The sequence below is a fragment of the Streptococcus sp. CM6 genome, from assembly GCF_000526095.1.
GTDB classification, from domain to species: Bacteria; Bacillota; Bacilli; order Lactobacillales; family Streptococcaceae; genus Streptococcus; species Streptococcus oralis_BW.
In genome coordinates this window covers 11,619-35,603 of record NZ_JATS01000001.1, presented here as the reverse complement: position 1 = coordinate 35,603, position 23,985 = coordinate 11,619, and the positions used below count along the sequence as shown (strand labels likewise).

General features: G+C 42.4%; 22 protein-coding genes. 18 read left to right on the top strand and 4 right to left on the bottom strand.

Going from position 1 to position 23,985, the window contains the following annotated elements; translation table 11 throughout:
- Positions 1-108 precede the first annotated feature (108 nt).
- The 9 genes from HMPREF1516_RS00175 (at position 109) to HMPREF1516_RS00135 (ending at position 9,084) form a co-directional block, all read left to right on the top strand.
- The gene (locus tag HMPREF1516_RS00175) at positions 109-1,251 is read left to right on the top strand and encodes a cysteine desulfurase family protein (protein WP_033605537.1); all 1,143 of its coding nucleotides are present in this window, start codon (positions 109-111) and stop codon (positions 1,249-1,251) included.
- An 8-nt stretch (positions 1,252-1,259) separates the two neighbouring features.
- Positions 1,260-2,474, top strand: coding sequence for a tRNA uracil 4-sulfurtransferase ThiI (thiI, locus tag HMPREF1516_RS00170; protein WP_033605536.1), 1,215 nt, complete (start codon positions 1,260-1,262; stop codon positions 2,472-2,474).
- Between the two features lie 136 nt (positions 2,475-2,610).
- The gene (locus tag HMPREF1516_RS00165; protein ID WP_001016818.1) at positions 2,611-3,435 is read left to right on the top strand and encodes an alpha/beta hydrolase; all 825 of its coding nucleotides are present in this window, start codon (positions 2,611-2,613) and stop codon (positions 3,433-3,435) included.
- A gap of 20 nt (positions 3,436-3,455) precedes the next feature.
- Entirely contained in the window at positions 3,456-4,196 is a 741-nt protein-coding gene (locus HMPREF1516_RS00160) for an esterase family protein (protein ID WP_000546816.1), read from the top strand.
- Between the two features lie 12 nt (positions 4,197-4,208).
- Positions 4,209-5,375, top strand: coding sequence for an ATP-grasp domain-containing protein (locus HMPREF1516_RS00155; protein ID WP_033605535.1), 1,167 nt, complete (start codon positions 4,209-4,211; stop codon positions 5,373-5,375).
- 156 nt (positions 5,376-5,531) lie between these two features.
- A complete protein-coding gene (gene gla / locus HMPREF1516_RS00150) occupies positions 5,532-6,401 on the top strand; it encodes an aquaglyceroporin Gla (protein WP_000348103.1) in 870 nt (289 codons plus the stop codon).
- A gap of 111 nt (positions 6,402-6,512) precedes the next feature.
- Positions 6,513-7,238 (top strand): CppA N-terminal domain-containing protein, encoded by a 726-nt coding sequence (locus HMPREF1516_RS00145; protein WP_000382984.1) that lies wholly within the window; start codon positions 6,513-6,515, stop codon positions 7,236-7,238.
- Positions 7,235-8,170 carry a serine hydrolase domain-containing protein gene (locus tag HMPREF1516_RS00140; RefSeq protein WP_000764158.1) on the top strand — a complete coding sequence of 312 codons (936 nt, stop codon included), beginning with the start codon at positions 7,235-7,237 and terminating at the stop codon, positions 8,168-8,170. The genes HMPREF1516_RS00145 and HMPREF1516_RS00140 overlap by 4 nt, the downstream gene beginning before the upstream one ends.
- A gap of 8 nt (positions 8,171-8,178) precedes the next feature.
- Positions 8,179-9,084, top strand: coding sequence for a DMT family transporter (locus tag HMPREF1516_RS00135; protein ID WP_033605534.1), 906 nt, complete (start codon positions 8,179-8,181; stop codon positions 9,082-9,084).
- 44 nt (positions 9,085-9,128) lie between these two features.
- Here HMPREF1516_RS00135 and HMPREF1516_RS00130 read toward each other — a convergent pair whose 3' ends face one another.
- The gene (locus HMPREF1516_RS00130; RefSeq protein WP_000808282.1) at positions 9,129-10,412 is read right to left on the bottom strand and encodes a uracil-xanthine permease family protein; all 1,284 of its coding nucleotides are present in this window, start codon (positions 10,410-10,412) and stop codon (positions 9,129-9,131) included.
- A gap of 321 nt (positions 10,413-10,733) precedes the next feature.
- Positions 10,734-11,447, bottom strand: coding sequence for a 16S rRNA (guanine(527)-N(7))-methyltransferase RsmG (rsmG, locus tag HMPREF1516_RS00125; RefSeq protein ID WP_000801957.1), 714 nt, complete (start codon positions 11,445-11,447; stop codon positions 10,734-10,736).
- A gap of 93 nt (positions 11,448-11,540) precedes the next feature.
- Between rsmG and HMPREF1516_RS00120 the strand changes: the two genes are divergently transcribed.
- From HMPREF1516_RS00120 to HMPREF1516_RS00110, 3 genes are all read left to right on the top strand, one after another.
- Positions 11,541-12,101: a LemA family protein gene (locus HMPREF1516_RS00120; RefSeq protein WP_000219838.1), complete on the top strand. Its 561-nt coding sequence runs from the start codon at positions 11,541-11,543 to the stop codon at positions 12,099-12,101.
- 1 nt (position 12,102) lies between these two features.
- On the top strand, positions 12,103-13,002 hold the full coding sequence (gene htpX, locus HMPREF1516_RS00115) for a zinc metalloprotease HtpX (protein WP_000895756.1): 900 nt from the start codon (positions 12,103-12,105) through the stop codon (positions 13,000-13,002).
- Between the two features lie 107 nt (positions 13,003-13,109).
- Positions 13,110-13,709 (top strand): CPBP family intramembrane glutamic endopeptidase, encoded by a 600-nt coding sequence (locus HMPREF1516_RS00110; RefSeq protein ID WP_223326387.1) that lies wholly within the window; start codon positions 13,110-13,112, stop codon positions 13,707-13,709.
- A gap of 189 nt (positions 13,710-13,898) precedes the next feature.
- On the opposite strand, the gene HMPREF1516_RS00105 is transcribed toward HMPREF1516_RS00110, so the two are convergent.
- A complete protein-coding gene (locus tag HMPREF1516_RS00105) occupies positions 13,899-15,458 on the bottom strand; it encodes an ATP-binding cassette domain-containing protein (protein ID WP_033605533.1) in 1,560 nt (519 codons plus the stop codon).
- 329 nt (positions 15,459-15,787) lie between these two features.
- The gene (locus HMPREF1516_RS00100; RefSeq protein WP_033583983.1) at positions 15,788-16,117 is read right to left on the bottom strand and encodes a hypothetical protein; all 330 of its coding nucleotides are present in this window, start codon (positions 16,115-16,117) and stop codon (positions 15,788-15,790) included.
- A gap of 168 nt (positions 16,118-16,285) precedes the next feature.
- On the opposite strand from HMPREF1516_RS00100, the gene HMPREF1516_RS00095 reads away from it, so the two are divergent.
- The 6 genes from HMPREF1516_RS00095 to carB all read left to right on the top strand — a co-directional run bounded on the left by HMPREF1516_RS00095 (position 16,286) and on the right by carB (position 23,887).
- Entirely contained in the window at positions 16,286-16,828 is a 543-nt protein-coding gene (locus tag HMPREF1516_RS00095; protein WP_000773191.1) for a YceD family protein, read from the top strand.
- Positions 16,829-17,458, top strand: coding sequence for an endonuclease III (nth, locus tag HMPREF1516_RS00090; protein WP_000244435.1), 630 nt, complete (start codon positions 16,829-16,831; stop codon positions 17,456-17,458).
- Between the two features lie 211 nt (positions 17,459-17,669).
- Entirely contained in the window at positions 17,670-18,191 is a 522-nt protein-coding gene (gene pyrR / locus HMPREF1516_RS00085; RefSeq protein ID WP_000850018.1) for a bifunctional pyr operon transcriptional regulator/uracil phosphoribosyltransferase PyrR, read from the top strand.
- Between the two features lie 18 nt (positions 18,192-18,209).
- On the top strand, positions 18,210-19,148 hold the full coding sequence (locus HMPREF1516_RS00080; RefSeq protein ID WP_033583988.1) for an aspartate carbamoyltransferase catalytic subunit: 939 nt from the start codon (positions 18,210-18,212) through the stop codon (positions 19,146-19,148).
- Between the two features lie 34 nt (positions 19,149-19,182).
- Positions 19,183-20,262 (top strand): carbamoyl phosphate synthase small subunit, encoded by a 1,080-nt coding sequence (locus HMPREF1516_RS00075; protein ID WP_000166847.1) that lies wholly within the window; start codon positions 19,183-19,185, stop codon positions 20,260-20,262.
- 448 nt (positions 20,263-20,710) lie between these two features.
- Positions 20,711-23,887 carry a carbamoyl-phosphate synthase large subunit gene (carB, locus tag HMPREF1516_RS00070; protein ID WP_033605532.1) on the top strand — a complete coding sequence of 1,059 codons (3,177 nt, stop codon included), beginning with the start codon at positions 20,711-20,713 and terminating at the stop codon, positions 23,885-23,887.
- Positions 23,888-23,985 lie beyond the last annotated feature (98 nt).

Below are 23,985 nucleotides of genomic sequence, written 5' to 3'. Positions count from 1 at the left end.
ACCTCATTTCTTTAAAAAAATCTTAAAAAAAGAGGACTTGCCCTTTCTTGTCGCAAGCTTCGTTTCATGATACAATAGAAGAAGTGATTTTAGAAAGCGTGAGAAAACATGATCTACTTTGATAATTCGGCAACGACCAAGCCTTATCCTGAAGCACTTGAAACCTATACGCAGGTCGCTTCGAAAATTGTAGGAAATCCATCCAGTCTCCATCGTTTGGGAGATCAGGCAACACGAATTTTAGATGCTTCCCGGCAGCAAATTGCAGATTTGATTGGCAAGAAGAGTGATGAAATCTTCTTTACTTCTGGTGGAACAGAAGGAGATAACTGGGTCATCAAAGGTGTGGCCTTTGAAAAAGCCCAGTTTGGCAAGCACATCATCGTATCAGCTATTGAGCATCCAGCAGTCAAGGAGTCAGCCCTCTGGCTGAAAAATCAAGGTTTTGAGGTGGATATTGCTCCAGTTGATAGCAGAGGATTTGTGGATGTTGAAGCATTAGCAGATTTGATACGTCCTGATACGACTCTTGTCTCCATCATGGCAGTTAACAACGAAATTGGCTCTATCCAGCCTATTGAGGCTATTTCGAAACTGTTAGCAGATAAGCCGACCATTTCCTTCCATGTTGATGCGGTTCAGGCACTCGCTAAGATTCCGACTGAAAAATATCTGACAGATCGAGTGGATTTTGCGACCTTTTCGAGTCATAAATTTCATGGTGTTCGAGGAGTCGGCTTTGTCTATATCAAGTCTGGTAAGAAAATTACGCCTCTTTTGACAGGTGGTGGTCAAGAGGGAGACTATCGTTCGACAACTGAGAATGTGGCAGGAATTGCAGCGACAGCCAAGGCCCTCCGTTTGTCTATGGAAAAGTTAGATATCTTTACTAATAAGGCAGGGCAGATGAAATCAGTCATTCGCCAAGCGCTTTTGGACTATCCAGATATTTTTGTCTTTTCAGATGAGGAAGACTTTGCCCCTCATATCCTGACTTTTGGAATCAAGGGTGTTCGTGGTGAAGTCATTGTTCACGTATTTGAAGACTATGATATTTTCATCTCCACAACCTCGGCTTGTTCATCCAAGGCTGGAAAACCTGCGGGGACCTTGATTGCCATGGGAGTGGACAAAGATAAGGCCCAGTCAGCTGTGCGTCTAAGTCTGGACCTTGAAAACGATATGAGTCAGGTTGAGCAGTTTTTGACCAAGCTAAAATTAATTTACAATCAAACTAGAAAAGTAAGATAGGAGCATTCATGCAGTATTCAGAAATTATGATTCGCTACGGAGAGTTGTCAACCAAGGGTAAAAACCGTATGCGGTTCATCCATAAACTTCGCAATAACATTTCGGGCGTTTTGTCCATTTATCCCCAAGTTAAGGTAACCGCTGATCGCGACCGTGCCCACGTTTACCTCAATGGAGCCGACTACACAGCAGTTGCAGAATCTCTCAAACAAGTCTTTGGGATTCAAAATTTTTCTCCAGTATATAAGGTTGAAAAATCTGTAGAAGTTCTGAAGTCTTCTGTCCAAGAGATTGTGACAGATATCTACAAGGAAGGCATGACCTTTAAGATTTCTAGTAAGCGTAGCGATCACAACTTTGAGCTCGATAGTCGTGAACTCAACCAAACACTTGGTGGAGCTGTATTTGAGGCAATTCCAAATGTCCAAGCTCAAATGAAAAATCCTGATATCAATCTTCAGGTGGAGATTCGTGAGGAAGCGGCTTATATTTCTTATGAGACTATTCGAGGAGCAGGTGGCTTGCCTGTGGGGACTTCTGGTAAGGGGATGCTCATGTTGTCAGGAGGGATTGACTCGCCTGTGGCAGGTTATTTAGCCCTTAAACGTGGAGTAGATATTGAGGCCGTTCACTTTGCCAGCCCACCTTACACAAGTCCTGGTGCCCTTAAAAAGGCCCAAGATTTGACCCGTAAATTAACCAAGTTTGGCGGCAATATCCAGTTTATCGAAGTGCCTTTCACAGAGATTCAAGAGGAAATCAAGGCTAAGGCGCCAGAAGCCTACCTCATGACCTTGACGCGTCGTTTTATGATGCGCATTACTGACCGTATCCGTGAGGTACGAAATGGTTTAGTTATCATCAATGGGGAAAGTCTTGGTCAAGTAGCTAGCCAAACTCTTGAAAGTATGCAGGCTATCAACGCTGTGACCAACACCCCTATCATCCGCCCTGTGGTTACGATGGACAAGTTGGAAATCATTGACATCGCTCAGGAAATCGATACCTTTGAAATTTCAATCCAGCCTTTTGAAGATTGCTGTACTATTTTTGCTCCTGACCGTCCTAAGACCAATCCTAAGATTAAGAATGCGGAGCAGTATGAAGCACGCATGGATGTTGAAGGCTTGGTTGAGCGAGCAGTGGCAGGGATTATGATTACTGAGATTACACCTCAAGCTAAAAAAGATGAAGTTGATAACTTGATTGACAATCTCCTCTAATCAGAAAATCCAGAAGAATTCAGAAAAACAAATGAAAAAAGTTAGTTATTTATCCTTAAAATGGACATTTACTGACTTTTTTTCTATTTTTATGGTATAATGAGATAAAATTTTGAATATAGAGAGTTTTCTGACAATGAATCATTCCTACTTTTACTTAAAAATGAAAGAACACAAACTTAAGGTTCCTTATACAGGAAAGGAGCGTCGTGTGCGTGTTCTTCTGCCTAAGGACTACGAGAAGGACACAGACCGTTTTTATCCTGTAGTTTACTTTCATGATGGGCAAAATGTCTTTTACAGCAAGGAGTCTTATATCGGACACTCTTGGAAAATTATTCCAGCTATTAAGCGAAATCCAGATATCAGTCGCATGATTGTCGTTGCCATAGATAATGACGGCATGGGACGGATGAATGAGTATGCGGCTTGGAAGTTTCAAGAATCTCCTATACCAGGGCAGCAGTTTGGCGGTAAGGGTGTGGAGTATGCCGAGTTTGTCATGGAGGTGGTCAAGCCTTTTATCGATGAAACCTATCGTACCAAAGCTGATCGCCAGCACACGGCTATGATTGGTTCGTCACTAGGAGGCAATATTACTCAGTTTATCGGACTAGAGTACCAAGACCGAATTGGTTGTCTAGGTGTCTTTTCATCTGCCAACTGGCTTCACCAAGAAGCCTTTAACCGCTATATCGAGCGTAAGAAATTGACGCCTGAACAGCGCATTTTCATCTATGTAGGGACAGAAGAAGCAGACGATACGGACAAGACCCTAATGGCTGGCAATATCAAGCAAGCCTATATCGATTCGTCGCTTCGTTATTATCATGATTTGATTGCAGGTGGAGTAGGCTTGGATAATCTTGTCTTGAAAGTTCAGTCTGGAGCCATCCATAGTGAGATTCCATGGTCGGAAAATCTACCAGACTGTCTCCGATTTTTTGCAGAGAAATGGTAAGTTAAGAAAGGAGAAAGCCGATGCATATTGAAAACCTTAGCCACTGGAGTGGCAATCTTAATCGTGAAATGTACCTTAACCGTTACGGACATGCTGGGATTCCAGTTGTTGTTTTTGCTTCATCTGGTGGCAGTCACAACGAATACTATGATTTTGGCATGATTGACGCCTGTGCTTCCTTTATCGAGGAAGGTCGCGTCCAGTTCTTTACTCTCTCCAGTGTGGACAGTGAGAGCTGGCTGGCTACTTGGAAAAATGGTCATGACCAGGCGGAGATGCACCGCGCCTACGAACGCTATGTAATTGAGGAAGCCATTCCTTTTATCAAGCATAAGACAGGTTGGTTTGATGGTATGATGACGACAGGTTGCTCGATGGGGGCCTACCATGCACTTAATTTCTTCCTCCAGCATCCAGATGTCTTCACCAAGGTGATTGCTCTCAGCGGTGTTTACGACGCACGTTTCTTCGTTGGCGATTACTACAATGATGATGCTATTTACCAAAACTCACCAGTAGATTATATCTGGAATCAAAACGACGGATGGTTTATCGACCGTTACCGTCAGGCAGAAATCGTCGTCTGTACGGGCCTTGGTGCCTGGGAACAAGACGGTCTACCATCTTTCTACAAGCTCAAAGAAGCCTTTGACCAGAAACAAATTCCAGCCTGGTTTGCTGAATGGGGACACGATGTCGCCCATGACTGGGAATGGTGGCGTAAACAAATGCCCTATTTTCTTGGACACCTGTATCTATAAAAGGAGTTGCCTATGAATTACCTTGTTATTTCTCCCTACTATCCGCAAAACTTTCAACAGTTTACCATCGAGCTAGCCAATAAAGGCATCACCGTTCTAGGGATTGGGCAAGAACCCTATGAACAACTAGATGAACCATTGCGCAATAGCTTGACTGAGTATTTCCGAGTTGATAATCTTGAAAATATCGATGAGGTTAAACGTGCAGTTGCCTTTCTTTTCTATAAACATGGTCCTATCGACCGCATCGAGTCCCACAATGAATACTGGCTTGAACTGGACGCAACACTTCGTGAGCAATTTAATGTCTTTGGTGCCAAACCAGAGGATCTCAAAAAGACCAAGTTTAAGTCTGAAATGAAGAAACTTTTCAAAAAAGCAGGTGTTCCTGTGGTACCTGGAGCTGTTATCCAGACGGAAGCAGATGTGGATAAAGCTGTGAACGAAATCGGTCTACCAATGATTGCCAAACCTGATAATGGAGTGGGAGCGGCAGCAACCTTTAAGCTTGAGACAGAAGACGATGTAAATCACTTTAAGGCTGAATGGGACCATTCAACCGTGTATTTCTTTGAAAAATTTGTCACTTCTAGCGAAATCTGTACCTTTGACGGGCTTGTGGACAAGGATGGCAACATCGTCTTTTCAACGACTTTCGATTATGCCCATACTCCACTTGATCTGATGATTTATAAGATGGACAATTCCTACTATGTACTCAAGGATATGGATCCCAAACTGCGCAAGTATGGCGAGGCCATTGTCAAGGAATTTGGTATGAAAGAACGCTTTTTCCATATCGAGTTTTTCCGTGAAGGGGACGACTACATTGCCATTGAGTACAATAATCGTCCTGCAGGTGGCTTTACCATTGACGTTTATAACTTTGCTCATTCCTTGGACCTCTATCGTGGCTATGCAGCGATTGTCGCAGGAGAAGAGTTCCCAGCATCAGAGTTTGAACCTCAATACTGTTTAGCTACATCACGTCGTGCAAATGCCAACTATGTCTATTCAGAAGAAGACTTGCTTGCTAAATACAGTCAGCAATTCAAGGTCAAAAAAATCATGCCAGCAGCCTTTGCAGAGCTACAAGGGGATTACCTTTATATGCTGACTACTCCAAGTCGCCAAGAGATGGAGCAGATGATTGCAGACTTTGGTCAGCGTCAAGAGTAACGAAAAGGATGAAGGGAGTTTGACTTCTTTTGCCCTTTTCTTAAAGATAAGTTAAATAAAGCGTTTTCCATAGATTCTTTTAGAAAATCTGTTGCTAAAAGGTCTAAAAATTGATAGAATAAGGATTGTCTAAAAAAATTAAGGAGAATCTATCAAATGGATTTTACATGGGCTATTAAATATGCCACTGAATTTTTGGGAACTGCCATTTTGATCATTCTTGGTAATGGTGCAGTTGCTAACGTTGAACTTAAAGGTACGAAAGGTCACCAAAGTGGCTGGCTCGTTATCGCGGTTGGTTACGGTATGGGGGTTATGATCCCAGCCTTGATGTTCGGTAATGTATCTGGTAACCACATCAACCCAGCTTTCACACTTGGACTTGCTGTGAGTGGACTTTTCCCTTGGGCACAAGTACCATATTACATCCTTGCGCAAGTTTTAGGAGCGATTTTTGGTCAAGCTATGGTTGTGGCAACTCACCGTCCTTACTACTTGAAAACAGAGAATTCTAATAACATTTTGGGTACTTTCTCAACGATTTCAAATGTTGATCACGGTACAAAAGAATCACGTTTCGCAGCAAGTGTAAATGGTTTTATCAATGAGTTTGTCGGTTCGTTTATTTTGTTCTTTGCAGCCCTAGGAATGACTAAAAACTTTTTTGGTGCAGAAGTAATGCAATACATGAAGCAAATGGCAACGCAGGCTAATCAAACAGTTGACTTTTCTGAATTAGCTATTAAGGCTCAAATAGCACCACACACAGCAGCAGGTCTTTCAGTTGCTCATTTAGGGCTTGGTTTCCTAGTAATGGCCTTGGTAACTTCACTCGGTGGACCTACTGGACCTGGTTTGAACCCGGCTCGTGACTTTGGACCACGTCTTCTTCACGAACTCCTTCCAAAATCAGTTCTTGGTCAACACAAGGGTGATTCAAAATGGTGGTATGCATGGGTTCCGGTTGTAGCTCCAATTGCAGCGGGAATTGCAGCAGTAGCACTATTCAAACTACTTTACCTATAAGAAACGAAACTGGGGAAACCCAGTTTTTTTCTTGGAAAATTTTCTAATTTAAACAAATATGGCTTGTAAAATATTCTAAAATCCTTTAAAATAAAAGAGTTGGAGGAACTTATGGATGTGAATGAGATTGTTCGGATCATTCCGACTTTGAAAGTTAATAATCGAAAATTAAATGAGATATTTTATATTGAAACTCTAGGAATGAAACCCTTACTAGAAGAGTCTGCCTTTCTTTCATTAGGCGACCAGACGGGTACGGAGAAATTGATTTTAGAAGAAGCTCCAAGCATGCGAACTCGTAGAGTTGAAGGACTTAAGAAGCTAGCTAGACTCTTGATAAAGGTTGAGGATCCTTCTGAAATCGAGGCCCTTCTTTCTCAAATGAAGTCTCTTCCTCGCTTGTTTAAAGGAAACCGTGGGTATGCTTTTGAGATTGTTTCACCTGAAGAGGATGTGATCCTTGTTCATGCAGAAAATGATGTAAGAGATTTGGTTCCACTGGAAACTGTTCCTGAATTTTATTCAAATACAAGTATAAAATACGTGAGTCAATTTGAGGTTTCTATGGAGTTGCGTTTACCTGAAGGGACAGAGAGTTTACTTGATCCTGAAGGAGTAGCACCAGCAATCACCTTTACGAAAGGGCAAGGACCAGATTTGGCTGTTGAAAACAATGTCACTTGGGATTTGACGATGTTAAAATTTTTAGTAAGAAATTTTGATCTAACCAGTCTTCGTAAGAAATTTGAAAAGACAGGCTACTTTGTCCCTAAGTCTAAAAAATTCTTCCTTGGTAAAGATACCAATAACATCGAATTGTGGTTTGAAGAAGCATGAAGTTGGAAAAAATTCTAAGAAAAATAGAAAATCAAATCGAGGCAGGGATTTATCCCGGGGCCTCTTTTGCGTATTATAAGGATGGTGAATGGAAAGAGTCTTATCTAGGATTGAGTGATCCAGAAAGGGGCTTGAAAACAGAGAGCGGTTTGATTTATGATCTGGCTAGTGTGAGTAAGGTTGTGGGAGTGGGGACGGTTTTTACCTTCTTGTGGCAGCAGGGCAAATTAGATATTAATCGACCGGTGACGGATTTTTTACCGGAGTGTGATTATCCTGATATCACTATACGGCAACTTCTGACTCATGCAACAGACTTAGACCCCTTTATTCCAAATCGGGATCTCTTGACTGCCCCTGAATTAAAAGAAGCCATGTTTCACCTCAACAGACGAAGTCAGCCTGCTTTCTTATACTCGGACGTTCACTTTTTACTCTTGGGCTTTCTTTTGGAAAAAATCTTTAACCAAGACTTGGATCAGATTATAGAAGAACAAGTTTTGGAACCATGGGGAATGACGGGAACCAAGTTTGGTCCCGTTGAGCAAGCTGTCCCAACAGTGAGAGGGGTGGAGGCCGGAATCATTCATGATCCCAAAGCTCGTCTATTAGGGAAACACGCTGGAAGTGCTGGTTTGTTTTCGACTGTTAAGGATTTGCAGATCTTTCTGGAACATTACTTGAAAGATGATTTTGCTGCAGAATTGAGCCGAAATTTTTCTCCTTTAGATGATAAGGAGCGGTCTCTATCATGGAATCTGGAAGGAGCTTGGCTCGACCATACGGGTTATACAGGTACCTTCATTATGTGGAATCGGGAGAAGCAGGAAGCGGCTATCTTTCTATCCAATCGAACGTATGAGAAGGATGAGCGTGCCCAGTGGATAGTCGATCGAAACCAAGTGATGGAAATGATTCGTCAAGAGGAGTAGGAAGAAGTATGTCAAAAACCGTAAAAGGAACTCTGTATACAGTAGTGGCAGGGATTGCTTGGGGCTTGTCTGGAACCAGTGGCCAATACCTAATGGCACACGGGATTTCCGCTCTAGTCTTGACCAATTTACGACTTATCATTGCAGGCTTGGCACTAGTAATCTTATCCTATGCGACTTCAAAGGATAAACTCTATGCTTTTTTTAAAGACAGAAAAAGTCTACTATCTCTGTTACTATTTGCAGTTTTCGGGCTTTTCTTAAACCAGTTTGCCTATCTTTCTGCCATTCAGGAAACCAATGCTGGAACTGCGACAGTTCTCCAGTATGTATGCCCTGTTGGGATCTTGGTTTATACCTGTATCAAGGACAAGGTAGCTCCGACTCTGGCTGAGATTATTTCGATTGGATTGGCTATAGGAGGAACTTTTCTGATCGCGACGCACGGGAAAGTTGACCAGTTATCTGTCACACCCCTAGGTCTGTTCTGGGGCCTCTTTTCAGCCTTGACCTATGCCCTCTATATCATCCTTCCTATTGCTTTGATTAAGAAGTGGGGCAGTATTTTGGTGATTGGTGTTGGGATGGTTATTTCTGGTGTAGTGGCTCTTCCTTTCACAGGAGTCTTACAGGCCAGCATACCAACCAGCTTAGATTTTCTCTTTGCATTTGCTGGGATTATCATCATCGGAACGGTTTTTGCCTATACAGCTTTCCTAAAGGGAGCTAGTCTGATAGACCCTGTTAAGTCTAGTTTATTAGCTTCCATAGAACCAATTTCTGCCGTTTTCTTTGCCTTTCTGATTATGAAGGAACAGTTTTATGCGATTGATTTTGTCGGTATGGCTATGATTTTACTAGCCGTGACCATTATTTCATTGAAAGATTTACTGTTGGAAATAAAGAGTAAGTAATTAAAAAATCCACTCAATCGAGTGGATTTTGTGTGTATAGATGATTAGTCTTTATTTTCGTGTGGCAAAATCAAGTTTAAGATAATTCCTGTCATGGCTGATAAAGCAGTACCTGAAAGTGTAACTGGGCCAAGTTTGAGGATGGCTCCACCAAGTCCAAGTACCAACATGGCACTGGCAATGATGAGGTTACGCATTTGACTGAAGTCAACACGTTCCTTAATCAAAACTTTCAAACCATTGCTGGCGATAACTCCGTAGAGAAGGATGGACATGCCACCAAGCACAGCATTTGGAATGGTTGAAATCAAGGCAGTGAATTTACCTAGGAAGCTAAGAGCAATGGCGATGAAGGCCGCGTTACGGATAACTGAGACAGAAGCGATACGAGTCATCCCGATGACCCCTGTATTTTCTCCGTAAGTCGTATTAGCTGGTCCACCGAGGAAGGCTGATACAGATGTCGCGATACCATCACCAAGAAGCGTACGGTGAAGTCCTGGTTCTTTCAGGAATTGACGGCCACAGATTTGGCTTAAAACTGTGTGGTCTCCGATGTGTTCTGAAATTGTTACGATTGCAATTGGCAAGATGGCGATTGTTTCAGGACCGAAGTACAAGTTGTACTCTTTAAAGGCTCCACCTGTACTAAATGGCAAGTAGAAACCAGGAATTTCAAACCAATTGGCTTGAAGGACTGGGGTAAAGTCAACCAAACCAAGCATCATAGCAAAGATATACCCACCGATGATGGCAAAGAGGAAAGGAATGATACGAAGGAAACCTTTTCCTTTTGTATTGATAAAGGCGGCAATCAAGAATGTAACAACGGCTACAAGGGCGTTTTTCCAGTTTCCGTCTGCTACGAGTCCAGCATTCGTTACAGCAGAACCAGCAAGACCAAGACCGATAACGATAATCATAGGTCCGATAATGATTGGGGGCAAGAGTTTATCAATCCATTTCGTACCTGCAAAACGAACACTTGCTGCTACAAGAACATAGACCAAACCAGTCAAGATTACCCCCGTTTGAGCAGCAGATACATCGCCCCCCATTTCTTTCATGGCTAAAGACATAGCCGTGATAAAGGCGAATGAAGAACCTAGGTAAACTGGAACCTTAAAGCCAGTAGAAATCATGTAGATAAGTGTTCCAATACCGGATGCAAAGAGAGCAACCGATACGGGCATTCCCAAAATTAAGGGAACGAGAATGGTTGCGCCAAACATGGCAAATACGTGCTGGAAGCTTAGAAGAATACCTTTACCAGCAGAAGGACGTTGATCAACGTCTAGTAACAAGTCAACAGTTGATTCCTGTTTCATAAAAACCTCACTTTTGGGCACCAAAAAAGAGCCCATTATTTTGCAGCAATAGGCCCTCAGAGTAAGACTTTTTAAAAAATAGCTATCTTTTAAAAATTTATATAAATCTGCGCCTTCGTCACCTCACAGGATGACATTAAAAACCTTTGCTTGTGATAGTATAGCAGAAAAAAATGATTTTGTAAATCATTTTTTCCCGAGCCCGGAAATGTGAGAGTGAGGTCCGTTTTGTAAACGAATTTTTCCCGAGCACGGAAATGCGAGAGCGAGGTATGATTTTGTAAATGGTTTTCTGAATTTTAAACAAGGGTGCACCATTGTTTAAAGTGGGCGTTTGTTGGGCATGCCAGCCTTTCTTGGATACTTGTTAGGTGTTTCCTTTTTCTTTTCGACCACAGTGATGTAGCGAGGATCTCCATTTGGCAGGGCATAGCTGAGGTTGTCCTCTACCTTACTAAAGAGGAGGTTGAGGGCATTCTTGGCTTCTAGCAATTCCTCAGGAGCATTGCTGGCCTTGAGTGCCAATAGTTTTCCGCCAACTTTAAGATAGGGAATGGTCAGCTCAGACAAAACCTGCATACGGGCAACCGCACGAGCCGTCACCACATCAAACTGGGCACGGAAGTTCTTGTCTTGGGCAAAGTCTTCTGCCCGCCCATGGTAGAAGTGAACACCATCCAAATCCAACTCCTGAGCCAAAAGTTGAAGGAAATTGATGCGCTTATTTAGCGAATCAATGATGGTTACATTTAACTGAGGATAGAGGATTTTCATAGGAAGGCTGGGAAATCCTGCCCCTGCTCCGATATCAAGAAGTTTGATAGTTTCATTTGAAATCAAGCCTTGTAGGATGGGTGCAATCGAATCATAAAAGTGCTTAAGGTAGACTTCTTCTTTATCCGTAATAGCGGTCAAATTAATCCTCTCATTCCACTCGACCAAGAGTTCAAAATACCGTTCAAATTGGTTCTTTTGCTGGTCCGAAAGTGGAAGATTTTGCTCAGCTAGTAGGCTGTAAAATGTTTCTGGTTTCATAGTAGTTTCCTTCTCTAGTATCATCTTATTTTACCATATTCGTTAAAATTTTGATATACTGGTAGTAATCTAAAAGCAGAAAGGAATAAGATTATGACTTGGATTATTCTTGGAGTTTTGGCTCTGATTGTTATTTTTGTGATTGTTAGCTATAACGGTTTGGTTAAAAATCGTATGCAGACCAAGGAGGCTTGGAGCCAGATCGATGTTCAGTTGAAGCGTCGTAATGATCTCCTCCCAAACTTGATTGAAACAGTCAAAGGCTATGCCAAATATGAAGGTTCTACCTTGGAAAAAGTAACAGAACTTCGTAGACAAGTAGCCGCAGCAACTTCACCAGCAGAAGCTATGAAGGCCAGTGATGCCCTTACCCGCCAGATTTCTGGTATCTTTGCAGTAGCAGAGAATTACCCAGACTTGAAAGCTAGTGCTAATTTTATCAAATTGCAAGAAGAGTTGACCAATACAGAAAATAAAATTTCTTATTCACGCCAACTCTACAACAGTGTTGTCAGCAACTACAATGTAAAACTTGAAAGCTTCCCAAGTAACATCATCGCAGGGCTATTTGGCTTTAAAGCTGCAGACTTCCTTCAAACACCTGAAGAGGAAAAGGCAGTTCCTAAAGTTGACTTTAGCGGTTTAGGTGACTAAGATGTTGTTTGATCAAATTGCGAGCAATAAACGAAAAACTTGGATTTTGTTGCTGGTTTTCTTCCTACTCTTGGCCTTGGTTGGTTATGCAGTTGGCTATCTCTTTATGCGTTCAGGTCTTGGGGGCATGATTATTGCCTTGATTATTGGTCTTATCTACGCTCTGACCATGATCTTTCAATCGACAGAGATTGTCATGTCTATGAATGGGGCGCGTGAGGTTGATGAGCAAACAGCCCCAGATCTCTACCATGTAGTAGAAGATATGGCCATGGTCGCTCAGATTCCCATGCCACGTGTTTTCATCATTGAGGATTCTTCTTTAAATGCCTTTGCAACAGGTTCGAATCCGCAGAATGCAGCAGTTGCAGCCACTTCGGGTCTTCTGGCTATCATGAATCGTGAGGAGCTAGAAGCTGTTATGGGTCATGAAGTCAGTCATATCCGAAACTACGATATTCGCATTTCGACCATTGCTGTTGCCCTTGCCAGTGCCATTACCCTTCTGTCTAGTATGGCAGGACGGATGATGTGGTGGGGTGGCGCTGGTCGCAGACGGAGCGATAATGATCGTGATGGAAATGGTTTGGAGATTATCATGCTTGTTATCTCTCTCTTAGCCATTGTTCTAGCACCTCTCGCAGCAACCTTGGTGCAACTAGCCATTTCCCGTCAGAGGGAATTTTTGGCGGATGCATCCAGTGTGGAGCTGACTCGCAATCCTCAAGGGATGATCAATGCCTTGCGTAAGTTGGAGAATAGCGAGCCGATGCATCAACATGTTGACGATGCCAGTAGCGCTCTTTATATCAATGATCCGAAGAAAGGTGGCGGACTCCAAAAACTATTTTACACCCACCCACCTATCTCAGAACGAATCGAACGCTTGAAACAGATGTAAAAAAATCCAGAGATGACCTCTGGATTTTTGCTTTTAGTATCTCGCTTTTAACTTGTTATCTCTCCAAAAAATAGTATAATATATGTAATTCTATATAATTGAGGTGAATGATGTATAAGCGCTGGATGACGTTTTTCTTGATTTTGATTTTTATGCCGATTCATTTGAGTATAGCAGAGAAAATCATGCGAATAAATTCATTACCGCTATCAATCCTTTTTACACTTGTTGAACTTGCATTATTTTTATATGTAGGAAAAAAGTATGACTTGTTTCACATTCGGCAAATCAGCCTAAAAGATATTCTTAAATGTTTTCTTTCATACGCCTTGCTTTTCCTGTTTTATATTATGGTCAATTTTTTAGGCCCTACCCAATCAGACACAACTCAAACTGTGCAAAGTTTATCACTTTCATGGTCTGTACTTTTTGTGGATCTCTGTGTTTTGGCACCTGTCACGGAAGAAATCTTTATGCGAGGTATGTTACAGGGGATAGTATTTAAGAATACCTATTTTGGATTGTTTGCCACATCGCTTCTTTTTGCTTATCTTCATGGTCCCTATACTATTCCTAGCTTTATCAGCTATTTAGGTATGGGATTTGCATTTGGGGTAAGGTATAAGACTTCTGACAACCTATGGAATTCCATTCTTTTGCATGTCCTCAATAATCTGGTTGCATTTTGCTTTTTGTACATGAGATAATGCTACATTAGAATGCTTTGAGCTGTAAGATAGTAAAAAATGATTTCTAGCTTATACAATTTAAACAAAAGCCAGAGCATAATCTGTCACGTCGATGATGCCAGCAGCGATCTTTATATCAATGTTCCCAAGAGCGACGTATGTAAAAAGAATCCAGAGAAGTCTCTGGATTTTTGCTATGTTCAAAAATTATAAATCTTGTAAATCAACAACTTCCAAACCATTTTCTGTCAAACGATAGGTACTCGTACAGACCTCTTTTAAGAAGCGTCTGTCATGCGAAACAGTGATCAGACCGCCGGGATAGGAGGCAAAGAGTTTTCTGATTTCGGGTTGAGAAGTGGGAGAAAAATTACGTGTAGGCTCATCCAGAAGGAGAAAGTTTGGTTTGTGCAACACTAAATCCAAAAGTAGGAGTTTGCCTTGTTGCCCGCCAGATAGGGAGCGGATTTGGTGGTGCATCTCTAGATAGCTGAAATTGAGACTGGCTAGGTGAGATTGGATTTTCTGTAGTTCTTCTTTTTGTCCAGTGTGGCTGAGGTAGGCTACTGGAGATAAATCCAATTGCAGTTTTTTATGGTAATCTTGTGGCATAAAACCAAGCGAAATCTCTCTTCTGGCGCTGAGCAGTTGTTGAAACTTGGCTAACAGAGTTGATTTCCCAACACCATTTGGCCCGATGATACCGATTTTATCTTGGCCACGGACCGTTAGTCGTAACTCCTGAGTTAAAATGCGCTCGCCAATAGACAAATTTTCTTTTTCCAGTTGGACTAAGACTTTAGAAGCCGGTAATGGTTGGATGTCTGAAAAGAAAAGTTGGATTTGTTCCTCTTCAAGTGGCATTTGGGCCATGGACTGAGCTTCCTTTTCAAAGCGTTTTTCTTGAGAGAGAACAGTTTTCATCTTTTTAGCCAATAGGCGACCGGCAGTACTGTCTTTGGTAGCTCGAAGTGCAGTTTCTACATTTTGCTTAACTCGGCGATGTTTTTCTATGGTTTTATCATAGGCTCTCTGGTCGTTAGCAGCTTGCTGGCTTTGTCTTGCAAAATTAGCCTTTCTCTGCTCATTATAGCGATCATAGTCTAAATGCTCGACTAGCGTTTCCGCTTCTTTCCGATGCTTGACCAGTCGCAAGTGGACAATAGTATCAGCCGTATGAGAAAGAAAGTCTTCATCATGGGAAATGAAAATAACTGTTTGCTTCATCTTCTGTATCTGCCTTTTTAGCCAATCAACCGTCTCAAGGTCCAGGTCATTTGAAGGTTCATCTAAAAATAGAATCTCAAAAGGTTTTGCTAACTCGTGAATGAGCTGAATTTTCAAAGCTTCGCCCCCTGATAGACTGCCAATTTCTTGGTCGCTAGCAAAACGGTCGCTATCAAAGTGCAACTCCTCCGCCAAGCGATAGAGAATACTGTAGTCTAAATCAGCAGAATCCAAAAAGAAGTAGTCGTGTAGAGTCCTATTTTTTAGCTCCTCAGGTAACTTTTGAGGAATGTAGGCCAGTGATTGAAGGTCAGACTGGATGTCGCCCCTGATAGTAAAATCAGATAATGCTTCTCCCATTAAAGCTCGTAGTAAAGTCGATTTACCATTTCCTTCTTCACCAATAATAGCAACCTTTTCCCCGTCTTGGATAGTCATGGTTAGGTCAGATACAAGATCTCGTAGATCTTTGTTTTGCGTGATGGTTAGATGATTGATTTTTATCATATTGTTGCCCTTTCTAGAATGTCGATAGTGCATAACAAAAAGCTCTACTTTATCTAGTAGAGCCCAAAGTCACTGTCAAAACTCTATTATCCTCGTTGAAAAACTCGTCAAACTAGCTTGGAGTTGCCTAACCCAACCCAAGAGGAGCATAGCTTTCTAGTTTTTCGATTTTCAATGAGGACAAGATACTAGAAAATCTAGTATAAAAAGAGCACACAAAAAGAGACAAAAACAAGATCTACTAAATAAAGTTCTTTATTTGATAGATTAGTTGTTCATGTCTCCCATACCTCCGAGTATTAGTACCTCTATCCTATACCTTTAAGGAAATTTTGTCAATAGAAAACAAGTAATTTCAAGCTCTAAAAACCAAAAACAGGCCCATAGAGAGTTAATACGTGTTTGACATGTTCATAGTGGAACTTGTCATAGTTGCGCCAAGCAGAACGAGCTTGATCGTTTAGTTTTAGGCTCCCTAGTCCAATCAGCAGACTAGTACGTTGGTAAAATTTCTCAAGGTCAATTAAGATACTGTTGTCTAGCTTTTCTGCTTTTTTTAGTTCCTTAAGAGTAGTGTTCAGCAGCTCTTGCAGTCGAAGATCATCGGCTGTTCCCTGTTTGCAACTTTGGTAGCTTTTATTTAACTCGGAAAGGAGTTGGTAAGCTTCAGTGATGAGTGCTTTGTCTTCCATGTGAGCATCCTCCTTGCTCTGATGTATTCTTGCCTGTAGTATAGCACTAATAGGAAGTTTTGTCATAGTAAATATGTTAAAAAATGAGATTTCAATATCAAAGTTTGGAAAGCTGACTTATAGCCTTTTCATGGTATAATCAAGTGAGTACATCTTTATGGAGGAAATATGAAGTTAAATATTCAAGAAATTCGTAAGCAACCTGAAGGTCTGCATTTTGAACAAGCTTTAGACCTGGCAGCAGACTTGCGCAAACGGAACCAAGAGATTTTAGATGTCAAAGATATCCTTGCAGTGGGGAAGGTACAGTACGAAGACCGTCTGTATTTCTTGGACTATCAGTTGTCATATACCATTGTCCTTGCTTCCAGCCGCAGTATGGAGCCAGTTGAGTTGGCTGAATCTTATCCAGTCACAGAAGTTTTCATGGAAGGAGCGACCAACCAACTAGACCAGGAAGTTCTAGATGATGACTTGGTCTTGCCTATCGAAAATGGGGAAATCGACCTTGCTGAGAGCGTAGCAGATAATATTCTGCTCAATATCCCAATCAAGGTCTTGACGGCAGAAGAAGAGGCGGGTCAAGGTTTTGTGTCCGGAAATGACTGGCAAATCATGACAGAGGAAGAATACCAAGCTCAACAAGCAGTCAAGAAAGAAGAAAACAGTCCATTTGCTGGCTTGCAAGGACTATTTGATGGAGACGAGTAGATGGTTTTATCCAAGAAACGTGCCCGTCATGTCATTGAGGAAATTATTGCCCTCTTTCCAGATGCCAAGCCTAGTCTTGATTTTACTAATCATTTTGAACTACTGGTTGCGGTGATGTTGTCAGCTCAGACGACAGATGCAGCGGTAAATAAGGCCACACCAGGTCTCTTCGCTGCCTTTCCGACACCACAAGCCATGTCTGTAGCGACAGAGAGTGAAATTGCTTCACACATTTCTCGCCTGGGACTGTATCGAAATAAGGCTAAATTCCTTAAAAAATGTGCCCAACAGTTACTAGACGATTTTGATGGTCAAGTGCCTCAGACTCGAGAGGAATTAGAAAGTCTAGCTGGTGTTGGTCGTAAAACAGCAAATGTAGTATTGAGTGTGGGCTTTGGAATTCCTGCTTTTGCAGTGGACACTCATGTGGAGCGTATCTGTAAGCATCACGATATCGTTAAAAAATCAGCTACGCCACTTGAAGTAGAAAAACGTGTCATGGACGTCCTACCACCAGAAGAGTGGTTAGCAGCCCACCAGGCCATGATTTACTTTGGACGAGCTATCTGTCATCCCAAAAATCCAGAATGCGATCACTATCCCCAATTATATGATTTTAGTAATGTTTAAGAGGACTCTGAAAAAAGTTTTTGCTTGATTTTAAGGGTGCTTTGTGCTATAGTAAATGGTAACTAAATAGTCCTTTAAACCTGTCCCGTGAGGCAGGCAAGGAGCGCGATAAAGTAGAAGGGTGAAGTCTATACTGTTTATAGTAGGGCTCGCTTGGCTATACATTTCAAGTCTCCTTGTAGAAGGAGACTTTTCTTTTTGGAGGTTTGTCATGAAGACAAAAGAAGTTGTAGACGAATTGACTGTCAAACGAGCGATTACGCGAATTACTTATGAGATTATTGAGCGCAATAAAGATTTGAATAAAATTATCCTAGCGGGGATAAAAACGCGTGGTGTTTTCATCGCTCATCGTATCAAAGAACGCTTGGAGCAGTTGGAAAATATCACTGTTCCTGTTGTGGAATTGGACACCAAGCCTTTCCGTGACGATGTTAAAAGCGGAGAAGATACTTCTTTGATTTCTGTTGATGTGACAGACCGTGAAGTTATCTTGGTGGATGATGTACTCTATACAGGCCGTACTATCCGTGCTGCGATCGATAATATTGTCGGACATGGTCGTCCTGCGCGCGTGAGTCTTGCGGTGCTAGTTGACCGTGGACATAGAGAATTGCCTATCCGTCCAGATTACGTTGGGAAAAATATCCCAACCAGTCGTTCTGAAGAAATCATCGTAGAGATGACAGAACTTGATGGCCAAGATAGAGTTCTGATTACTGAAGAAGCTTAGAAAGCTGAAGGAGTAGCTATGTCAGAAAATCAACAAGCATTGAACCATGTGGTTTCTATGGAAGACCTCACTGTCGATCAAGTGATGAAATTGATTAAGCGAGGAATTGAGTTTAAAAATGGAGCCCAGCTTCCTTATGAAGACCATCCGATTGTTTCAAATCTTTTCTTTGAGGATTCTACACGGACACATAAGTCCTTTGAAGTGGCAGAGATTAAGCTAGGGCTGGAGCGACTTGACTTTGATGTGAAGACCAGCTCAGTAAATAAGGGTGAGACACTTTATGATACCATCTTAACCTTGTCTGCGCTTGGTGTAGATGTCTGCGTGATTCGGCACCCAGAGGTTGACTACTACAGAGAGTTGATTGCGAGTCCGTCGATTACGACTTCCATTATCAATGGTGGTGATGGCTCAGGTCAACATCCTAGCCAGAGCTTGCTTGATTTGATGACCATTTATGAGGAATTTGGGCACTTTGAGGGTCTCAAGGTTGCTATTGCAGGCGACTTGGACCACTCACGTGTTGCCAAGTCCAATATGCAGATTTTGAAACGCTTGGGAGCGGAACTTTACTTTGCAGGACCTGAGGAATGGAGAAGTCAAGAGTTTGCGGACTATGGACAGTTTGTAACTATTGATGAGATTGTTGATCAGGTGGATGTTTTGATGTTACTCCGCGTTCAACATGAACGCCATGATAGTGGAGCAGTTTTTTCAAAAGAAGCCTACCATGCTCAACACGGTTTGAACCAAGAACGCTATAATCGCTTAAAAGAAGAAGCCATTATTATGCATCCGGCTCCAGTTAATCGAGATGTGGAAATTGCTGACCACTTGGTTGAAGCGCCAAAATCACGTATTGTCCAACAAATGACCAACGGTGTCTTTGTTCGAATGGCAATCTTAGAATCCGTATTGGCGAGTAGAAACGCCAATGAAAACACAAGACGTTAAAAGACGCCAGTGAGCGTCCACGAGAGGTGAAAATATGACAAAAAGACTTCTAGTATTAGAAGATGGCACAGTTTTTGAAGGCAAGGCCTTCGGAGCAGATATTGATGTAACAGGCGAAATCGTCTTTAACACAGGGATGACCGGCTATCAAGAATCCATTACAGACCAGTCTTATAATGGACAAATCTTGACCTTTACTTATCCTTTGGTGGGAAATTATGGAATTAACCGTGATGATTATGAATCCATCATTCCAACTTGTAAGGGAGTTGTCGTTTTCGAAGAGGCGCGTCGAGCTAGCAACTGGCGCAACCAAATGACGCTGGATGAATTTTTGAAAGCTAAGAAAATTCCGGGTATTTCAGGGATTGATACGCGTGCACTTACCAAGATTATCCGTAAGCATGGTACGATGCGTGCAACTTTGACTCATGTTGGGGACAGTATGGACCATGTGACGGACCAGCTCCAAGCAACAGTCTTGCCGACAGACAATATCAAGCAGGTTTCTACTAAAACTTCCTATCCAGCTCCGGGAGTTGGTTTGAGTGTAGTGCTAGTGGACTTTGGTCTCAAGCACTCAATCTTACGTGAACTTTCTAAACGCAACTGTAACGTGACGGTTGTTCCTTATTCGACAACGGCTGAAGAAATTCTTCATCTTAATCCTGATGGAGTTATGTTGTCAAACGGTCCAGGAAACCCAGAAGACGTTCCAGAAGCACTGGACATGATTCGTGGTGTGCAAGGAAAAATTCCAATTTTTGGTATCTGTATGGGACACCAACTCTTTGCCATGGCAAATGGGGCTAAGACCTACAAGATGAAATTTGGTCATCGTGGATTTAACCACGCGGTACGTGAGATTGCTACAGGACGAGTAGACTTTACTAGCCAGAACCATGGTTATGCGGTTAGCCGTGAGGATTTGCCAGAGCACTTGATTATTACACACGAAGAAATCAATGACAAGTCAGTTGAAGGAGTTCGACACAGATACCAACCAGGTTTTTCTGTACAATTCCACCCAGACGCAGCTCCTGGTCCACACGACGCAAGCTACCTATTTGATGAATTTATCGAGATGATGGAAGCCTTTAAACAAGCAAACTAAGAACGAGTAAAAGCTCGTCGGAGAATTTATGTAACTGAACACGGACGGAAAGCTCGGAATTTAGAGAAACCAACTTGGATTGTCAATCCTTCCTTGGTTTCCTAAAATTCAATCGCTTTCTATTCGTCCTTTGTATCTTATTTAATGTCGCTCTGTGAGGCGACGAATAGAAAGACAGGTCGTTTCTTTTAGTCGCTATTGGGTGAACTAAAAACTCCCTGCACTAGATTTTTTATCGAAAAATATCGTTTCTCTAAAAAATCGTCGGAGAATTTATTTAATGGCAACCAGAGAGTTGCCGAATAGAAAGGAGAAGGGTGGTCCGTATTTGCTGAACTGAATACGGGCTACGGACTGTGCTAAAAAGATAGTTATTCCTAGAACTGACAGTTCTTCGTCATAACTCCTATTTTAGCTTTGTCCGCTTGACGCCCTTAATATCTTATAAATGCCTAAACGTACTGATATTCAAAAAATTATGGTGATTGGTTCTGGTCCGATTATTATTGGTCAGGCTGCTGAGTTTGACTACGCTGGGACCCAGGCTTGCTTGTCTTTGAAAGAGGAGGGCTATGAGGTTGTTTTGGTGAACTCAAACCCTGCAACCATCATGACGGACAAGGAGATTGCTGATAAGGTTTACATCGAACCGATTACACTTGAGTTTGTGACACGTATTCTTCGTAAGGAACGTCCAGATGCCTTGCTACCAACACTTGGTGGTCAGACAGGTCTCAACATGGCCATGGAATTGTCTAAAAACGGTATCCTTGATGAGCTTGGTGTTGAACTTCTGGGAACTAAATTATCTGCCATTGATCAAGCGGAAGATCGTGACCTCTTTAAACAATTGATGGAAGAGCTTGAGCAACCAATCCCTGAATCTGAAATTGTCAACACAGTTGAAGAAGCTATTGCCTTTGCGGCGTCAATTGGCTATCCTGTTATAGTTCGTCCAGCCTTTACCCTTGGTGGTACTGGTGGCGGTATGTGTGCCAACGAGGAAGAATTGCGTGAAATCGCTGAAAATGGGTTGAAATTGTCACCTGTTACCCAATGTTTGATTGAACGTTCCATTGCCGGTTTCAAGGAAATCGAATACGAAGTCATGCGTGATTCAGCTGACAATGCCCTCGTTGTTTGTAACATGGAAAACTTTGACCCAGTTGGGATTCATACAGGGGATTCTATTGTATTTGCTCCTGCGCAAACCATGTCGGACTATGAAAACCAAATGCTCCGTGACGCGAGCTTGAGCATTATCCGCGCTCTCAAGATTGAAGGTGGGTGTAACGTTCAGCTGGCCCTTGATCCGCATAGCTTCAAGTACTATGTTATCGAAGTAAACCCTCGTGTATCGCGTTCGTCAGCCCTTGCTTCTAAGGCGACGGGTTATCCGATTGCCAAATTAGCTGCCAAGATTGCTGTCGGTTTGACCCTGGATGAGGTCATCAACCCAGTTACAGGTTCAACTTATGCCATGTTTGAGCCAGCCCTTGACTACGTCGTTGCGAAAATTCCACGTTTCCCATTTGACAAGTTTGAAAAAGGTGAGCGTCGTCTTGGAACTCAGATGAAAGCGACTGGGGAAGTCATGGCCATTGGTCGTAACATCGAGGAATCTCTTCTAAAAGCCTGTCGTTCACTTGAAATTGGGGTTCACCACAATGAAATGCCTGAACTGGCAACCGTTTCTGATGATGCCTTGATTGAAAAGGTTGTCAAGGCCCAAGACGACCGTCTCTTCTACGTATCAGAAGCTATTCGCCGTGGTTACACACCAGAAGAAATTGCTGAATTGACTAAGATTGATATCTTTTATCTTGATAAGCTCTTGCACATCTTTGAAATTGAGCAAGAATTGGGTGCCCATCCACAAGATCTAGAAGTCTTGAAAACAGCTAAACTCAATGGATTTTCAGACCGTAAGATTGCTGAACTCTGGAAAACGACAGCTGACCAAGTTCGCCAACTTCGTTTGGAAAACAAGATTATCCCAGTCTACAAGATGGTTGATACTTGTGCGGCAGAGTTTGACTCTGAAACACCATATTTCTATTCAACATATGGTTGGGAAAATGAATCTATCAAATCTGATAAGGAATCTGTACTTGTCCTAGGTTCAGGTCCAATCCGTATCGGACAAGGAGTTGAGTTTGACTACGCAACTGTTCACTCAGTTAAGGCTATCCAGGCTGCTGGCTATGAAGCTATCATCATGAACTCAAATCCAGAGACCGTTTCTACAGACTTCTCTGTGTCTGACAAGCTCTACTTTGAACCATTGACATTCGAAGATGTCATGAATGTTATCGATTTGGAACAACCAAAAGGTGTTATTGTTCAGTTTGGTGGTCAAACAGCCATCAACCTTGCGGAGCCTTTGGCAAAAGCAGGTGTGACCATCCTTGGTACCCAAGTAGCTGACTTGGACCGTGCCGAAGACCGTGACCTCTTTGAACAAGCCCTTAAAGACTTGGATATTCCACAGCCACCAGGTCAAACGGCTACCAATGAAGAAGAAGCAGTGCTTGCAGCTCGCAAGATTGGTTTCCCAGTCCTCGTTCGCCCATCTTATGTCTTGGGGGGACGTGCTATGGAAATTGTAGAAAACGAAGAAGACCTTCGTTCTTACATGCGTACCGCTGTTAAGGCTAGTCCAGACCACCCAGTTCTTGTTGACTCTTACATCGTTGGGCAAGAGTGTGAAGTTGATGCCATTTCAGACGGAGAAAATGTCCTTATCCCTGGTATCATGGAACATATCGAACGTGCCGGTGTTCACTCAGGTGACTCAATGGCCGTTTACCCACCACAAACCTTGTCGCAAAAGGTTCAGGAAACCATCGCAGACTATACCAAACGCCTAGCAATTGGTCTTAACTGTCTTGGCATGATGAACATCCAGTTTGTCATCAAGGATGAAAAAGTTTATGTTATTGAGGTTAATCCACGTGCCAGCCGTACAGTGCCATTCCTTTCTAAGGTAACCAATATTCCTATGGCTCAGGTAGCGACTAAGCTCATTCTTGGGCAGAGTCTTGAAAAACTTGGCTACCAAGATGGCCTTTATCCAGAAAGCACTCGCGTTCATATCAAGGCGCCAGTCTTCTCCTTTACCAAACTAGCTAAGGTAGATAGCTTGCTTGGTCCTGAAATGAAGTCAACAGGGGAGGTTATGGGTTCTGATACAACTCTCGAAAAAGCTCTCTACAAGGCCTTTGAAGCTTCTTATCTTCACTTGCCAACCTTTGGAAATGTTGTCTTTACTATCGCAGATGATGCCAAGGAAGAAGCTTTGGATTTGGCTCGTCGTTTCCAAAATATCGGCTACGGTATCCTCGCGACAGAAGGGACAGCAGCCTTCTTTGCCAGTCATGGACTGCAAGCTCAACCTGTTGGTAAGATTGGTGACGATGAACAGGATATCCCAAGCTATGTTCGTAAAGGGAAAATCCAAGCTATCATCAACACAGTTGGTACTAAGCGAACTGCTGATGAAGATGGTGAACAAATCCGCCGTTCAGCTATCGAACATGGTGTACCACTCTTTACAGCCCTAGATACAGCGGATGCTATGCTTAAGGTACTTGAAAGCCGTAGCTTCGTTACAGAAGCAATTTAGTTTCTTGTTAAATGATCTAAGTAGCTTTTATCCAGCGTCAAAAGACGCTGGTTTTTCCTCTTTTATAGAGAAATCGAGTTAGAAATAATAGTTACAGT

What these genes read in the sequence shown, in the direction of transcription:
- carB (WP_033605532.1), top strand. Translation starts at nt 20,711, where the DNA reads ATGCCTAAACGTACTGATATTCAAAAAATTATGGTGATTGGTTCTGGT.
- HMPREF1516_RS00155 (WP_033605535.1), top strand. Translation starts at nt 4,209, where the DNA reads ATGAATTACCTTGTTATTTCTCCCTACTATCCGCAAAACTTTCAACAG.
- HMPREF1516_RS00110 (WP_223326387.1), top strand. Translation starts at nt 13,110, where the DNA reads ATGATGTATAAGCGCTGGATGACGTTTTTCTTGATTTTGATTTTTATG.
- nth (WP_000244435.1), top strand. Translation starts at nt 16,829, where the DNA reads ATGGTTTTATCCAAGAAACGTGCCCGTCATGTCATTGAGGAAATTATT.
- HMPREF1516_RS00075 (WP_000166847.1), top strand. Translation starts at nt 19,183, where the DNA reads ATGACAAAAAGACTTCTAGTATTAGAAGATGGCACAGTTTTTGAAGGC.
- HMPREF1516_RS00130 (WP_000808282.1), bottom strand. Translation starts at nt 10,412, where the DNA reads ATGAAACAGGAATCAACTGTTGACTTGTTACTAGACGTTGATCAACGT.
- HMPREF1516_RS00160 (WP_000546816.1), top strand. Translation starts at nt 3,456, where the DNA reads ATGCATATTGAAAACCTTAGCCACTGGAGTGGCAATCTTAATCGTGAA.
- HMPREF1516_RS00120 (WP_000219838.1), top strand. Translation starts at nt 11,541, where the DNA reads ATGACTTGGATTATTCTTGGAGTTTTGGCTCTGATTGTTATTTTTGTG.
- HMPREF1516_RS00140 (WP_000764158.1), top strand. Translation starts at nt 7,235, where the DNA reads ATGAAGTTGGAAAAAATTCTAAGAAAAATAGAAAATCAAATCGAGGCA.
- htpX (WP_000895756.1), top strand. Translation starts at nt 12,103, where the DNA reads ATGTTGTTTGATCAAATTGCGAGCAATAAACGAAAAACTTGGATTTTG.
- gla (WP_000348103.1), top strand. Translation starts at nt 5,532, where the DNA reads ATGGATTTTACATGGGCTATTAAATATGCCACTGAATTTTTGGGAACT.
- pyrR (WP_000850018.1), top strand. Translation starts at nt 17,670, where the DNA reads ATGAAGACAAAAGAAGTTGTAGACGAATTGACTGTCAAACGAGCGATT.
- HMPREF1516_RS00135 (WP_033605534.1), top strand. Translation starts at nt 8,179, where the DNA reads ATGTCAAAAACCGTAAAAGGAACTCTGTATACAGTAGTGGCAGGGATT.
- HMPREF1516_RS00165 (WP_001016818.1), top strand. Translation starts at nt 2,611, where the DNA reads ATGAATCATTCCTACTTTTACTTAAAAATGAAAGAACACAAACTTAAG.
- HMPREF1516_RS00095 (WP_000773191.1), top strand. Translation starts at nt 16,286, where the DNA reads ATGAAGTTAAATATTCAAGAAATTCGTAAGCAACCTGAAGGTCTGCAT.
- HMPREF1516_RS00105 (WP_033605533.1), bottom strand. Translation starts at nt 15,458, where the DNA reads ATGCACTATCGACATTCTAGAAAGGGCAACAATATGATAAAAATCAAT.
- HMPREF1516_RS00080 (WP_033583988.1), top strand. Translation starts at nt 18,210, where the DNA reads ATGTCAGAAAATCAACAAGCATTGAACCATGTGGTTTCTATGGAAGAC.
- thiI (WP_033605536.1), top strand. Translation starts at nt 1,260, where the DNA reads ATGCAGTATTCAGAAATTATGATTCGCTACGGAGAGTTGTCAACCAAG.
- HMPREF1516_RS00100 (WP_033583983.1), bottom strand. Translation starts at nt 16,117, where the DNA reads ATGGAAGACAAAGCACTCATCACTGAAGCTTACCAACTCCTTTCCGAG.
- rsmG (WP_000801957.1), bottom strand. Translation starts at nt 11,447, where the DNA reads ATGAAACCAGAAACATTTTACAGCCTACTAGCTGAGCAAAATCTTCCA.
- HMPREF1516_RS00145 (WP_000382984.1), top strand. Translation starts at nt 6,513, where the DNA reads ATGGATGTGAATGAGATTGTTCGGATCATTCCGACTTTGAAAGTTAAT.
- HMPREF1516_RS00175 (WP_033605537.1), top strand. Translation starts at nt 109, where the DNA reads ATGATCTACTTTGATAATTCGGCAACGACCAAGCCTTATCCTGAAGCA.